General features: G+C 66.4%; 5 protein-coding genes. 4 read left to right on the forward strand and 1 reads right to left on the reverse strand.

Features of this window, described 5'->3' with window-relative positions; genetic code table 11:
• The 3 genes from K675_RS30860 to K675_RS0116080 all read left to right on the forward strand — a co-directional run.
• Positions 1-8,293 (forward strand): non-ribosomal peptide synthetase (locus K675_RS30860; RefSeq protein ID WP_017904522.1); only part of this gene is annotated, 8,293 nt, incomplete at its 5' end.
• Complete coding sequence (locus K675_RS0116075; RefSeq protein ID WP_017904523.1) at positions 8,290-12,084, forward strand: non-ribosomal peptide synthetase; 3,795 nt, start codon at positions 8,290-8,292, stop codon at positions 12,082-12,084. The genes K675_RS30860 and K675_RS0116075, both read left to right, overlap by 4 nt.
• The gene (locus tag K675_RS0116080) at positions 12,084-13,727 is read left to right on the forward strand and encodes a cyclic peptide export ABC transporter (RefSeq protein WP_017904524.1); all 1,644 of its coding nucleotides are present in this window, start codon (positions 12,084-12,086) and stop codon (positions 13,725-13,727) included. Before K675_RS0116075 ends, K675_RS0116080 begins: the two co-directional genes overlap by 1 nt.
• Before the next feature lie 13 nt (positions 13,728-13,740).
• Here the strand turns inward: K675_RS0116080 and fhuF are convergent, their stop codons facing one another.
• Positions 13,741-14,466 carry a siderophore-iron reductase FhuF gene (fhuF, locus tag K675_RS0116085; protein WP_017904525.1) on the reverse strand — a complete coding sequence of 242 codons (726 nt, stop codon included), beginning with the start codon at positions 14,464-14,466 and terminating at the stop codon, positions 13,741-13,743.
• A 291-nt stretch (positions 14,467-14,757) separates the two neighbouring features.
• Between fhuF and K675_RS0116090 the strand changes: the two genes are divergently transcribed.
• Complete coding sequence (locus K675_RS0116090; RefSeq protein WP_017904526.1) at positions 14,758-14,973, forward strand: MbtH family protein; 216 nt, start codon at positions 14,758-14,760, stop codon at positions 14,971-14,973.
• The last annotated feature ends 31 nt before the right edge of the window (positions 14,974-15,004 follow it).

Genomic DNA, 15,004 nt, shown 5'->3' on the forward strand with positions numbered 1-15,004 from the left:
TTACTGGCGCAGCCAGTTGGCCGATGCGCCCGGGCCGCTGGCCTTGCCCTGCGATCATCCGCGTCCGCCCGCCAACCAGCGCCGCCATAGCGGAGCGGTACGGGTGCGCGAACTGCCGGCCGACTTGTCGGCGCAGGTGGATGGGGCCATCCGCCAGCAGGGCGTGACCCTGTACATCTTTGGCCTGACCGCCTTCGCCTGCCTGTTGGCGCGCTACAGCGGCGAGCGCGACCTGTGCCTGGGTACTTCGGTGGCGCAACGCGATCGCCCCGAGCTGGCGCCGCTGATCGGGCCGTTGCTCAACACCCTGGTGATTCGCCAGCGCCTGGAGGACGACCCGGACTTTCGCAGCGCCCTGCTGCGCACCCGCGACAGCGTGGCGGCGGCGTTCGATCAGCAGACCCTGCCGTATGAAAAGATCCTCGAAGCCCTTGACCGGCCGCGTTCCAGTCCGTTGTTCCAGGCCATGTTCGTGCAGGTCGAATTGCCGGAAAGCCGCACCTTGAGCCTGCCGGGGGTAAGCGTCGAGGTGCTCGACCCGCCGCAGCGCCATGCCCGTTTCGATCTCACCTTGCGTCTGCTGCGTTGCGCCGACCAGCGTCTGCGCTGCGAACTGGAATACAGCGACGAGCTGTTCGAGGCAGCCACCATCGAGCAACTGCTCGACGATCTGCAGGCCATCCTGCAGACGGCAGCCGTCAATCCCGGGCAGCGCTTGTCGGCGCTGCGCCTGGCTTCGCCGGGCAGCGAACTGCATGGCCCGGCGCTGGGCGCCAGCCCTGAGCCGCTGGATCGACAGGTGCAGCAGTGGGCCGCGCGCACGCCGCAAGCGCCCGCCCTGTGCGATGTCCGGCAGTCGCTGGCCTACGGCGAGCTGGCCAATGCCGTGCGGGCACTGGCGCTGCGCCTGGCCGAGCAGGGCGTCGGCCCCGGCCAGGTAGTCGCCCTGTGCATGCCGCGCAGCGCCGAGCAGGTGCTGGCGATGTTCGCCTGCTGGCAACGGGGTGCGACCTGCCTGTTCCTCGACCCGGCGCAGCCCGAGCAGCGCTTGCAGCAACTGCTTGAAAGCAGCGCGGCGAGCCTGCTGCTGACCCTGGCCGAGGCGCCAGCGCTGAACAGCGCGGTCGCGCGTCTGCAACTGGGCGCCGCCGATCTCGCCGCCCCCGCACCGTGCCAGCCTGTGCCCAGCCTTAGCCAACCCGAGCAGGCCGCGTACCTGATCTACACCTCGGGCTCCACCGGCCAGCCCAAGGGCGTGCTGGTCAGCCATGCCAACCTCGCGCATTACGCCGCTGCCGTCAGCCAGCGCCTGCAGGCCAGCGCGGGCAGCCGTTGGGCGACCCTGGCCACGGTCGCCGCCGACCTCGGCCTGACCTGCGTCTTCGCCGCCTTGCACTCAGGTGATCCGCTGATCCTGCCGGAGGCCGCGCTGGCCTTCGATCCACCCGGCTGGGCCGATTTCCTGGCCCGACATCCCGTGGACTGCCTGAAGATCGCCCCCTCGCATTTGCGTGGCCTGCTGGCGCTGGACGATGCCCGGCGGGTACTGCCGCGGCAGTTGCTGATCCTGGGGGGGGAAGGTTTCGATGCGGCGCTGTTCGCCCGCATCCGTGAACTGGCGCCGCAATTGCGCGTGTTCAACCACTACGGCCCGTCGGAAACCACCGTCGGGGTGGTCTGTGGCGAGGTGACGGAGGCCGGACCGGGCGCCTACCTGCCGCTGGGTCAGCCATTGGCCGGTGCCGAACTGCGTATCGTCGATGCGGCGGGCCAGCCCGTGCCGCGTGGCGTGGCGGGCGAGTTGCTGATCGGTGGCCCACAGGTCGCGCTGGGCTACCTTGGCCAGCCGCAAGCCACTGCCGCCGCCTTCATCGATGACGCAGGGCGGCGTTTCTACCGCAGCGGTGATCGGGTACGCCTGGATCACCATGGGCGTCTGGCGTTCCTCGGGCGCCAGGACGATCAGGTGAAGATTCGCGGTTTCCGCGTCGAACCCGGTGAGGTCAGTGCCTGGCTGGGCCGGCAACCGCTGGTACGCGAAGCCGCCGTGCTGGCGCGCGAGATTCAGGGGCGCATGCAACTGGTGGCCTATCTCGCGCCGCGCCTGACCCCGGACGAACTGAGCGCCATCCAGGCGCAGGCCCGGGCGCAACTGCCCGAACCGCTGCAGCCGGCGTACTGGTCGAGCCTGGACGCCTTGCCGCTGAACGCCAATGGCAAGCTGGATCGCCGCGCCTTGCCCGAGCCTGAAACCCACGTGGCGGTGGACGAGGGTGGGCAGGCGCCACAGGGCGTCAGCGAGCAATTGCTGGCCCGGCTGTGGTGCCAGGTGCTCGGCTGCGCCGCGGTCACTCGTAAGGACGACTTCTTCGCCCTCGGCGGCGATTCGATTCTCAGCTTGCAACTGATCGGTCTGGCCGCACGCGAAGGGCTCCGGCTGCAGCCGCGCGACGTGCTGGAACAGCCGACCCTGGCGGCCATGGCCGCCAATGCCGACTGCCGCGCACAGCCGCGTCTGGCCAGTATTCTGGCGGCGTTCCGCGAACTGTTGGGCCAGCCGCAACTGGGGCTGGACGATGACTTCTTCGCCGCGGGTGGCGATTCGATTCTCAGCCTGCAACTGATCGCCCGGCTGCGCCAGGCCGACCTGCGTCTGATGCCGCGCCAGTTGCTGGAAAACCCCACGCCGCGGCAGCTGTCGGCCGCGTTGGAACCGGTGCCTGCCACCCGTAGCGAGCCGGAAAAGGCGTCACCAGCGTTGACCAGCGCCGTGGCGCGGCTGTCTCATGCCCAGGAGCGGCTGTGGTTCATGCAGCAGCTCGAACCCGATGCCACCGCCTACAACGTGACGCAACTTCTGCTCTTGCAGGGTGAACTGCACGTGCCACGCCTGCGCAGCGCCTGCCTGAGCCTGATCGAACGTCACGAAGCCCTGCGTTGCCGTTTCTTCGAAGACAACGGGCAAGTGCGTCAGCGCCTGGTGGAGGCGCCCGAGGCCAGCTTCGCCCTGCACGATCTGCGCGCATCGCCGGCGGATGAACGGGAGGCAGCGGTTGCCCTGGCCGCGCAGCGGGTCTTCGACCTGGCCCAGGGACCATTGGTGGCCATCGACCTGTTCCAGTTCGCTGAAGACGACTATCGCCTGCTGTTCAACGCCCACCATATCGCCGTGGACGGCTGGTCCATGGGGCTGCTGGTGCAGGACCTGGCCGCGCTCTACGAGGGCCGTCAGCTCGCGCCCGGAACCGGCCTTTTGCAAGTGATCGAAGCACAGCGCCAGGCGCTGGAAGGGGATGCCGGCCAGGTACTGCTCGATTATTGGCAACAGCGTCTGCAGGGCTTGAGTGACGAGCCGCTGGTCCTCAGCGAAAGCCCGCGCCCGGCACTGCAGGCGTATGCCGGCGCGCGTGAGCAGTTCCCGTTACCCGGCGAGCTGACCTCGGCAATCGCGGCCCGTGCCAGGCAGCTTGGGGTGACCCCCTTCGTGCTGTATTTCGCCGCGCAGCAACTGCTGCTCTGGAAACACGCCGGGCGCCGCGACTTCGCCATCGGCTTGCCGGTGTCCGGGCGTGAGGCGGCGGACAGCCAGACGCTGGTCGGTCTGTTCGTCAACACCCTGGCCTACCGCGTGCAGCTTGACGAGCTGGAAAGCCTGGAGCATTTCCTGCAGCGCCTCGGCCAGCGCCTGGCCGATGACCGGGCCCATGAGCAATTGCCGTTCGAGCGCCTGCTCGACGTGCTCGAGGTCGAGCGCAGCCTGGACCGCACGCCCTTGTTCCAGGCGATGTTCAACTACCAGGTCGATCACCTCGGCGAGCGCAATCTGCAACTGCCGGGCATCACGGCAGCGCCCCTGGCATTGCCCCAGGGGGCGATCAGCGCCAAGTTCGACCTGACCTTCAACCTGTTCAGCCAGGGGCGCGGCGATCAGGCCAGCAGCCAACTGATAGTCGAGTACGCCACCGCGCTGTTCGAGCCGGCCCGCATCCAGTGCCTGGTGGACGACTACCTGGGCGTGCTGGACAGCCTGGCGCATCTCGATCTGCGGCAGCCACTGCTGGCCCTGCCACTGCCCTCGGTGCAACGCCTGCACAGCGCGGGCGACACTGCCGAGCTGGACGTCGAGGCGGATTTCGTGACCCGTTTCGAGGTGCAGGCCGCCTTGCATCCCGAGCGCACCGCGGTGTTCTGCCGCGACCGACAACTGAGCTACGGGCAATTGCAGGCACAGGCCAACCAGCTTGCGCACTGGTTGTTGGCGCAAGGTGTGACGGCGGAGTCCACGGTCGCCTTCTGCCTGCCGCGCGACGAGCGCCTGCTGGTCTGCCTGCTCGGCATCCAGAAGGCCGGGGCGCAGTACCTGCCGCTCGATCCGGGCCATCCGCCTGCGCGGCAGGCGGCCATCGTGCAGCGGGCACGGCCGCATCTGCTGCTGTGCGACCGTCAGGACGAGCATTTCCCGCCCACGTTGCGCTGCCAGCGCTGGCAGGACCTGGCGTTGCAAGCGCAGCCGGTCGATGCACCGGCGCTGCCGCGACACCTGCAGCAACTGGCCTACACCCTCTACACCTCCGGCTCCACCGGGCAGCCCAAGGGCGTGCAGATCAGCCGGGGCAACTTTGCCAACTTCCTGCTGGCGATGGAGCGCGCCTTGCCGCTGGACGGCGTGCAGCGCTACCTGGCGCTGACCACCGTGACCTTCGATATCAGCGGCCTGGAGCTGTGCCTGCCGTTGGTGCGCGGTAGCAGCGTGGTGCTCGCCGATGACGAGCAACGCCAGGACCCGCTGCTGCTGGCGCAGCTGATCCGTGAGCGGGCGGTGGAACTGATCCAGGCCACCCCGGCGACCTGGGCCATGCTGCTGCAAGGCGATCGCCAGGTGCTGGCCGGACGGGTCGCCCTGGCCGGCGGCGAGGCCCTGGCGGCGGAAATGGCCAACGAGTTGAAGCCGCTCGTCGGCTGCCTGATCAACGTCTACGGACCGACCGAAACCAGCGTCTGGTCGACCCAGACGTCGGTGCAGGCGCCGCATCAGCCGGTGGTGCCGATTGGCCGGCCGCTGCTCAACACGCGCTGCCATGTGCTTGATGAGTTCCTTTGTGAGGTGCCGCCAGGCCGTGCCGGCGAGCTCTATATCGCAGGCCTTGGGCTGGCCCGTGGTTATGCCGGGCAGCCGGCGCTGAGCGCCGAGCGTTTCATCGCCGACCCGTTCGGCGGCGCTGGTGGGCGCCTGTACCGCACCGGCGATCTGGCGCGCTGGCAGGCCGATGGCCAGTTGTATTACCTGGGCCGCAGCGACGATCAGATCAAGCTGCGCGGTTTCCGTATCGAGCTGGGCGAGATCGAGGCGGCGCTGCTCGGTCACCCGGGGGTCGCCCAGGCGGTGGTGGCGGTGCAGGGTGAGCACCTGGCCGCGTTCTGGGTGGCCAGCCCGGCTGGCGAGCCGAGCGCAGACGAGTTGCGTGAACATCTGCAGGCACGTTTGCCGGTGTATATGCTGCCCACCCATCTGCACGCGCTGCCGGCATTGCCGCTCAACAGCAACGGCAAGGTGGATCGCCAGCAATTGCCGCAACTGCGCAACCAGCAGCAGGCGGCAACAGCCAGCGTGCAGCGGCCGATGAGTGCCAGCGAGGCCCTGCTGAGCGAGATCTGGGGCCAGGTGCTGCAGCTCGAGCAGGTGCCGCTCGATGGGCATTTCTTCCAGCTCGGCGGGCACTCGCTGATGGCCGCGCAGGTGCGTTCGCGGCTGCGCGAGCAGGGCTTCGAGGTGCCGCTGCGCTGGCTGTTCGAGACGCCTTCGCTGACGGCACTCGCGGCGCGCCTGGAAACCCAGGCCACCGCCATCGACCCGGCCACCTTGAGCATCGCGCGGGTCGATCAGCACATCGACCAGCCGCTGTCGCCCGCACAGCAACGGGTCTGGCTGATGCAGCAACTGCAGCCGAACGACAGCAGCTTCAACATGAGCAGCAGCGTGCGCCTGCGTGGCGCCCTCGATACCCAGGCATTGCAGCAGGCCTTGCAGCGCGTGGTACGGCGCCATGCGATCCTGCGCACCACCTACCATCAGCAGCAGGGCGAGGCGCGCCAGCGCATCCACGTGGATTCTGCATTGACGCTGCAACTGGCGACCTTGAGCCAGGCGCAGTGGGCCCAGGCTGCCCATGAGCTGGCCGCGCGCCCGTTCGACCTGAGCGTCGAGGCGCCGCTACGCGCGGTGCTGTATCGCCTGGGCGAGCAGGAGCATGTGCTGCAATTGGTGCTGCACCATATCGCCTCCGACGGCTGGTCCGGCTCGGTGCTGATCGGTGAACTGGTCGAAGGCTACGAGGCCTACAGCCAGGGCCAGGCGCCCGTTGAGCGCGAGCTGGCGATCCAGTACGTCGACTATGCCGCCTGGCAGGTGTCAGCGGCGCTGCGCGCCCGTCAGCGCCAGGGCCAGCAGTTCTGGCAACGTACCCTGGCCGGCGTACCGAGCCAGGTGCCGTTGCCGTTCGACTTCCCGCGCACCGAGCGCGATAGCGGGGGGGGGGCGGCCCTGGACTTCCAGTTGTCAGCGGCGACGCTGGCACGCCTCGAGGTCTTGCAGCGTGACAGCGGCGTGTCGCTGTTCATGTTGCTGCTGACCGTCTATGCCGCCGTGCTGCAGCGCGAAACCCAGGGCCGCGACCTGGTCATCGGCACCGACGTGGCCAACCGCGAACACCCGGCTACCGAGCCGCTGATCGGGTTCTTCGTCAACCTGCTGGCGTTGCGCATTCGCCTGCAACCGGAACTGAGCCTGCGTGAGCAGGCGGCCTTGGTGCGCGATGTCTGCCTGGATGCCTTCGCCTGGCAGGACACCCCGTTCGAGCAGGTGGTGGAATGTCTCGACCTGCCGCGCGTGGCCAACCAGCATCCGCTGCTGCAGACCCTGTTCGTGCTGGACAACACGCCGCGTCAGCCGCGCCGCCTCGGCAGCCTCGAGGTCACGCCGCTGAGCAGTGAGCAGCAACACTCCAAGTTCGACATGGCGCTGTTCGCCACTGCCGATGGTGATGCCCTCAGCCTGCGCTGGGTGTACCGCACCAGCCTGTTCCGCCCAGCCACCATCGAGCGTTTGCGCGACAGCTTCCTGGCGCTGCTCGATGCTGCGCTGAGTGCGCCGGACAGCCCCATCGATGCCTTACCTCTGCCTTCCAAGGGAGCCGCTGCCATGTCCACCACCACGGACAACCCGTTGCAACGCAAGATGAGCAAGCTCGGCAAACTGCGCCAGAATGGCCCGGCTGCCGCGGCCACACCGATCGAAACCCGGCCGCTGCGTGCCGGCTCCAGCTTCCCCCTGCTGGTGCAACTGCGCGAGCGCGAGCTGGCCCCCGCCGTGTGGGCCGAGGCCCATCGCGAGCAGGTGGAAGGCTGGCTGCGCGAGCACGGCGGGATTCTCTTCCGTGGTTTCGATCTGCCGACCCCGGCGGACTTCGAGCAGTTCTGCCAGGCGTTGTGCCCGGAGCTGTACGGCCAGTATGGCGATCTGCCGAAGAAGGAGGGCGGCAATAAGATCTACAAGTCCACGCCCTATCCGAAGGACCGCATGATCATGTTCCACAACGAGAGCGCTCACCAGCATCGCTGGCCGCGCCGGCAGTGGTTCTATTGCGAGACGCCGGCCACCAGCGGCGGGGCCACGCCCATCGTCGACAGCCGTGAGGTGTACCGCGAGCTGCCGGCCTGGCTGCAGGATAATCTGCGTCGCAAGCAACTGATGTACGTGCGCAATTTCAGCGCCAGCCTGGATGTCAGCTGGCAGCACTTTTTCCAGACCGAGGAGCGTGCCGAGGCCGAACGCATCTGCCGCGAGGGCGGGATCGAATTCCAGTGGCGCGGCGCCAACGAATTGCACACGCGCCAGGTGTGCCCGGCGGTGATCCTCCACCCGTTGACGGGCGATGCCAGCTTTTTCAACCAGATCCAGCTCTACCATCCGGCGTTTCTCGATGCCGATATCCGTGAGCAATTCCTCAAGGGGCGCGATAGCGTCATGCCCCGGCAGGTGTTCTACGGTGATGGCAGCGAATTGGAAGAGGCCGCCATCGAGGCGATCAATGCCGCTTACGAGCGTTGCGCGGTGCGCTTCGACTGGCAGCGCGGCGATGTGGTGATGCTCGACAACATGCTCGCCGCCCATGCCCGCGACCCCTTCGAGGGCGAGCGGCGCATCGTCGTCGCCATGGGCGACATCTATCGCCGCGATCAGGTCGCGGCCGCACCCGCTACGGCTGAGGAAAATGCTCTGGAGATGACACCATGATGGATCTTGGCCTGCCTCTTTCCCCGGCCCAGAAGCAATTGGCCGAGGCCAACCCGCAGGCGCACCGCTGGGTGCGTATGACGCTCGCTGGCGTTGCTCCGGAACGGGTTGAACAGCGCCTGCGTGACGCCCTGGGCCAACACGATGCGCTGCGCCTGCGTTATGAGCGTCCGCTCGGCGCCACTGGCTTGCGCCAGCGCGTGGCGGAGCCGACCGAGCTGCGCCTGGACTGGCGCCAGGCGGGTGCCGGCACCGATGCGGCGGCCTGGCAGCGCGACGCCCAGGCCCAGTGCCTGGCGCAGCAACCCGACCTACTGGCCTGGTGGCGCGACGAGCAGCTATGGCTGGCGCTGCCGGCCTGCTCGCTGGATCTGCACAGCCTCGAGCAGCTGCGCCGTGAACTGCTGGGCCAGGGCGCGGCACTGGAGGCCGAACCGATGCAGTACAGCGACTACGCCGAGTGGATCGCCGGCCTGCAACTGGACGAGGACGCCGAGCAGGGCGTGCAGTTCTGGCGCAACCTGGCCTTGCAGGAGGTGCCGGGGATGCGCCTGATCGAACGCTATGGCATGGCCAGCGGTGCCCGTGGCTGCGTGCAGCAGGCGCTCGAACCTGAACTGTACGGCGCCGTGCAGGCACTGGCCGGGGGCGAGGCGTTGGCCATCGAACCACTCGCCCTGGCAGCCTGGGGCGCCTTGCTCGGCCGCCTGAACGGTCAGCGCCATGCGCAGTTGGGCCTGCAGCACGACCCACGTGACGACTATGAGGAGCTGCGGGGCGCCTACGGATTGTTTGAACAAACGCTGCCCATGCAGGTGCATCTGTCCGAGCACGCCAGTTGGGTCAGCCTGGCCCGGCAACTGGCCCGGCAACTGGAAAACGCCGTGCTCTGGCAGGAGTACCTCGGCCAGGCCGAGCTGCTGCCGGAGTGGCGGGCCAGCTATCAGGCCGGGCTGCGCGTGCAGCATCTGGCCGAGGTACAGGCGCTGCAGGCCTTGTCCTTCGATACACCGGTGGAACTGCAACTGCACTGGCTGTTGGATGAATCCGGCCAGGCCCAGTTGGCGCTGGTGTACGACACCGGGTTGTATCGCCGTGAGCAGATGCAGCGCTTGCTGCGCCGTTACGCGCACTGGATCGGCCAACTGCTGCAGGCGCCGCAAGCGCCGCTGGACGGCCTGGATGCCTTGCTGACGGAAGAGGCGCAGCCCATGGCGACTGGCGGGGAACTGCCAGTGGACGTCGATATCGTCGAGCGATTCCGTGACCATGCGCGCCACCAGCCGCACAGCCCGGCGCTGCGCGATGGCCGGCAGCTGTTGTCCTATGCCGAGGTGGATGAGCTGAGTGAACGGGTAGCCGGCAGTTTGCAGCAGGCAGGCGTCGGCCCTGACCAGGTGGTGGCTTTGCTGCTGCCACGTGGCGCGCAGATGCTGGTCGCCATGCTGGCCTGCTTCAAGGCCGGCGCGGCCTATCTGCCGCTTGACCCGGCGCTGCCACCGTTGCGCCTGGCCAGCATTCTTGAGGATGCCAAACCTGCTGTCGTGCTGCAGCCGGATGACTCGAGCCTGGTCTTCGAGGTGCCCAGCCTGGCCTGGTCGAAGGCCAGTAGCGCTGCACCGCTCGCAGCGTCTGTGGCCAGCGCGCCGCAGCACCTGGCCTATGTGCTCTACACTTCGGGCACCAGCGGCAAGCCCAAGGGCGTGCAGATCGAACAGGGGCAGCTACGGCACTACGTGAGCCAGATCACTCACGCGCTGGACCTGCCGGCAGGTGCGCACTACGGGCTGGTGTCGTCGCTGCTCGCTGACCTTGGCAATACCGTGCTGTACCCAGCCTGGCTGCAGGGAGGCTGCGTGCACCTGCTGAGCCAGGCCAGCGTCACCGATGCGTGGGCCTTCGCCGAGGAACTGCGCGGGCATCCACTGGATGTGCTGAAAATCGTTCCATCGCACCTTGAGGCATTGATCGGAGAGCATCCGCTGGAGGGTGTGTTGCCGCGTCAGGTGCTGGTACTTGGCGGCGAAGCGGTGGGCGAGAACCTGCTGGCGCGGCTGGCGCGGGCAGGGTCTGGTTGCCGCCTGTATAACCACTACGGGCCGAGCGAAACCACGGTCGGCGTGCTCTGGCGGGCCATCGACAGCGAGCAGGGGGCGAGCGGCACGGCCTTGAACCGGGTGCTCGGCAACAACCGCATCTATCTGCTCGATGAACAACAGCGCCCCGTGCCCTCCGGGCAGGCGGGCGAGCTGTGCGTGGCCGGGGCCAGTGTCGGCCGCGGCTACCTGGGGGATGTCGGCAGTTCGGCATTCGGCCAAGACCCACGGTCCGGCACCCGCCTGTATCGCACCGGCGATCTGGCGTTGCGCCAGGCCGATGGCGCCTTGCGCATTCTCGGGCGCAATGATCAGCAGGTGAAGATTCGCGGTTTTCGTCTGGAGTTGGCGGAGGTCGAACAGGCGTTGCGCGGCCTGCCGGGTGTGCAGCAGGCGGCAGTGTTGCTCGATGGTGAGCGCCTGTTGGCCTTCGTCGTCGAGGAGCAAGGGCAGAGCCGGGCCGCGAATCTGCTGCGTGACGACCTGGCCCGACAACTGCCGGACTACATGCTGCCCGCTGGCATCTTCGCCCTGAAAGCCTTGCCGCTGAACAGCAATGGCAAACTCGATCGGCAGGCGCTGCTGGAGCGTGCCCGACAGCGCCTGCAAGGTGCGCGGGTGGCCCCGGTCGGCGAACTGGAAAGCGCCGTGCTGGAAATCTGGTGCCGCGTGCTGGGTGTCGAGGATCTCGGCGTGACCGACAACTTCTTCGCCATAGGCGGGCATTCCCTGGCGGCGATCAAGGTGGTGGCACTGATTCGCGAGCAACTGGGGCTCAACCCACCCACTAATCTGTTGTTCGAGCGGCAGACCGTGCGCGAGCTGGTGCAGAGCCTTGATCAGGGCGAGAGTAGCGAGGGCTGGCAGGTGCTGAACGATGTGGCCGGTGATGCGCCTGCCTTGCTCTTGGTACATGGCGCGGAGGGCCACCTGAAAGACTACCGACCGTTGGTGGCGCAACTAGGCGAACACCAGGCCGTTTATGGCCTGGTGGCATATGACGAGGGTTGGGAAAGCAAGGATCTGGACACGCTGCTGCAGCGCTATGTGCAGAGCATTCCCGAGTCGCTCAAGCAACGACCGCTGGTGGTGCTGGGCTGGTGCCTGGCTTCGCGCCTGGCGCTGCTGTTGATTACGCACCTGCAGTCAGCCGGCTTCACCATCAAGGCCTTGGCGACGGTGGATCATGATCCGCAACGCAGCCTTGCTGGCGACGGCGACGAGGGTGGTCAGTTGCTCGCCGACCTGGTGTTCCTGTGTCGCAGCCGTTCACGGCCGCTTGACGATACGTTGCGCGAGCGTCTGGCCCGACAACTGGTCGATTGCGATTATGCCGAGGGCGTGACCCGCATGCTGGCCGACGCCGAGGTGCGTGAGCATCTGCAATGGCATGACGCCGAGGCCGAGTTGCAGGCCGAGTTGCAGGCCGTGATGGTGCGCTACCGGGCGATCAAGACGCGCCTGTACGAACAGGCCTTGCCGGTGGTCGATGTGCCCATCTGGTTATGGCGCAGCAATGCCCACGGTGATCTGCGTACACCCTGGCAGGCGCATACGCGCAAGGCGCTGCATTATCGCAGCCTGGATGTCGGTCACCATGCGATCGTTGCCGAGCCGCGCCTGAGCGCGGATCTGTTGTCCTTGCTGGCGCCAAGCATTGCGCCGCAACACCAAGCCGAGAAGGTGTCGAACTGATGATGTTATTGAAGGAACTGCTGCACGATGCGCGCTGGCGCATTTTCCTGGCGGTGTTGTGCAGCGCCTTGAGTGCGGCCAGCAGCATCGGCCTGATCGGCTATATCAACCGCAGCCTGGAGCAGGGGCTGGATGACTTGGGCCAGGCGCTGGTGCTGTTCGCCGGCCTGCTGTTGCTTTTGTTCGTCAGCGGCACCCTGGCCCAGTGGCTGCTGGTGCAGATTGGCCATCGCCTGGTCTATCAGTTGCGCCTGCGCCTGGTGGGCAAGGTGCTGGGCACCGCCCTGGAGCGCATCGAGCGACTGGGCGGCCCGCGCATCTACAACGCGCTGACCAAGGACGTGACCACCGTGGCCACGGCCTTCAAGCAATTGCCGATCTCGCTGTACAACGGCTTGCTGTTGCTGGCTGGCCTGGCTTACATGGCCTGGCTGAGCCTGCCGTTCTTTGCACTGACCCTGGCGGTGATCGCCTTCGGCGTGCTGCTCGATGTGCTGCTCGGGCGCAAGGTCAAGCGCCTGATGCAGCAGGTGCGGCAGCAGGACGACCGGTTGACCGAGCAGTTCGAGGCGACCATCAGCGGCCGCTGCGAATTGGCCTTGAGCCGGGAGCGTCGGCAACTGCTGTACAACCAGCGCCTGGAGCCGATCGCGCAGGCCTCGCTGCACGCCTCGGTACGCGCCGATACCCTGTGGGCGATCAACCTGAACTGGACGTCGCTGCTGGTGTTCGTGCTGATCGGTACGCTGTTCTTCCTCGGTCAGGGCCTCGGGCTGCTGAGCCAGCAGGTGGTGGTGGGCTACGTGTTGGCGATCATGTTCCTGCGCACGCCGATCTCGATGATTCTAGATGCCGTCCCGGCGGTGATCCGCGGCCATGTGGCCTTGCAGGCCATTGATGACCTGGCCCTCGGCGAGACGGTGCGCTTCACCCTGCCGCCCAAGGCCGCCGAGCCTTTCCGTGAGTTGCGCCTGAGCAACGCGCAATACCGCTACTCCGGGCAGAGCGACGAATTCGCCTTCCAGTTGGGCCCCATCGATCTGCACGTTCGCCGTGGCGAACTGATCTTCATCGTCGGCGGCAATGGCAGCGGCAAGTCGACCCTGGCCAAATTGCTCACCGGGCTCTACCAGCCTAGCGAGGGGACGGTCGCGCTCAATGGCGTGACGCTGGATGTCTCGAACAGCGAGTGGCACCGCGAGCATTTCGCGGCGATCTTCGCCGATTTCTATCTGTTTGCCGATGTGCTCGGTGAGAACGGCCAGCTCGATGGGCTGGAGGAGCGGGTCGATCACTATCTGCAACGCCTGGGGCTGGCGCACAAGGTGCGGTTCGTCGAGGGACGCCTGTCCACCACGGCCCTTTCACAGGGGCAGCGCAAGCGCCTGGCCCTGCTGTTGCTGATGATGGAAGGCCGCGAGGTATTGCTGCTCGACGAATGGGCGGCGGACCAGGACCCGGTGTTCCGCCACGTGTTCTACCACGAGCTGCTGCCCGAGTTGCAGGCGGCCGGCAAAACGGTCATCGCCATCAGTCACGATGATCGCTACTTTGACGTGGCCGATCGCATCTACCGGCTTGATTACGGTCAGTTGGTGGACTACGACCACAGCACCGAGAAGCCTTTCCAGTCGGTCAGGTAGCCGCCTGGAGCGGCTATTCGGGGGTTTTGTCGCGGTCGAGTGGGCAACTGCTGCAATAGCCGATGCCGGGCAGGCGGTAGCGAATGCAGCAGATACGGCGTAACCGCTGCGGTTCGTTAGCGCCGACGTCCTTGTAGTACACCGGGGCGAACAGCGGGTTGCGCCGGCCATCGGGGCACAGACGGCTTTCCAGCACGGCTCTGGCCGGGGCTGCGCAATCGAATGTGGCCAGTCGATGCAGTTCGATCTGGCGAGTGGCGAATTCGAAGAGGTTGCCGGCGTTGCTCCAGAACAGTCGTGGCGAGGCTTTCGAGACGCTGGCCATGACCTCGATCACCGGTTTCAGATGCCGCTCGATCAAGGCATCGAAGCGCGCGAAGGGCGCGCAGGGTGGTAGAACGCTGCCTTCGTGGGGCAGGTGCAGACCAAGCGGCTTTCCCGCTGCCGAGAGGGCGATGCCGACATCGCTGAGGGCGATAGGCAGCTCGCGCTGCAAGAGCAAGCTGGCGGCCACGGCGGGGGCTATGAAGCAGAAATACCATTTTGACCAGATAGAGGTCAGCGCGATGATATCGTCGCTGCCATGGCGGGCTGCCAGATCACGAATGAACTCGGCGAAATAGTCCGGCTGAAACAGTTGCGAGCCGGCAATCGCCTGCTGTTGATCACTGGCCAGTTGCAGGTTTTCCCCATAGTCCGCCAGCGGGCCGCTGAACAGCGGGGCGAGACTGGCGATCATCCTCGCGGCCCCGTGTCACCGTCAGGCGGCAGTGCGCAATGCTTGTTAAGGACGGCTGTGGGTCGAGACATACTGAGGCGCTTGCTGGCGAGACTCGTTATCACTGGCGGCGATCAGTATAAACAAACCGGGTGCAGGCAGGCGAACCTGTCTAAAACACCCAAGAATGTAAGCCCAGTCTGCCAATGTTTAATGATAATTGTTATTAACTATATTATCCTACGGTCTCTCGTATGCAAAGCTCAAGCTACCCTACGAGCATTCGCATCTTCAGTGGAAATGGAGTGGAACATGAGTCTGGACAGTCCTGAAACGCGATTTTTGGTTGTGGTCAACGAGGAAGAGCAGTATTCCCTCTGGCCCGAGTACAAGGAGGTACCGCAAGGCTGGCGCGCGGCCGGCAAGCAGGGCAGCAAGGAGGATTGCCTGGCCTATATCGAGTCGGTCTGGACCGATATGCGGCCTTTGAGCCTGCGTCAAGCCATGCAGGCCCAGAATCACGGCTGATGCATAGGGCACCAGCCCCTGGTTTTCCGTA

The sequence above is a fragment of the Pseudomonas fuscovaginae SE-1 genome (assembly GCF_000364705.1).
GTDB classification, from domain to species: domain Bacteria; phylum Pseudomonadota; class Gammaproteobacteria; order Pseudomonadales; family Pseudomonadaceae; genus Aquipseudomonas; species Aquipseudomonas fuscovaginae_A.

Coding starts and splice junctions, on each gene's coding strand:
- K675_RS0116075 (WP_017904523.1), top strand. CDS start 8,290: ATGATGGATCTTGGCCTGCCTCTTTCCCCGGCCCAGAAGCAATTGGCC.
- K675_RS0116080 (WP_017904524.1), top strand. CDS start 12,084: ATGATGTTATTGAAGGAACTGCTGCACGATGCGCGCTGGCGCATTTTC.
- fhuF (WP_017904525.1), bottom strand. CDS start 14,466: ATGATCGCCAGTCTCGCCCCGCTGTTCAGCGGCCCGCTGGCGGACTAT.
- K675_RS0116090 (WP_017904526.1), top strand. CDS start 14,758: ATGAGTCTGGACAGTCCTGAAACGCGATTTTTGGTTGTGGTCAACGAG.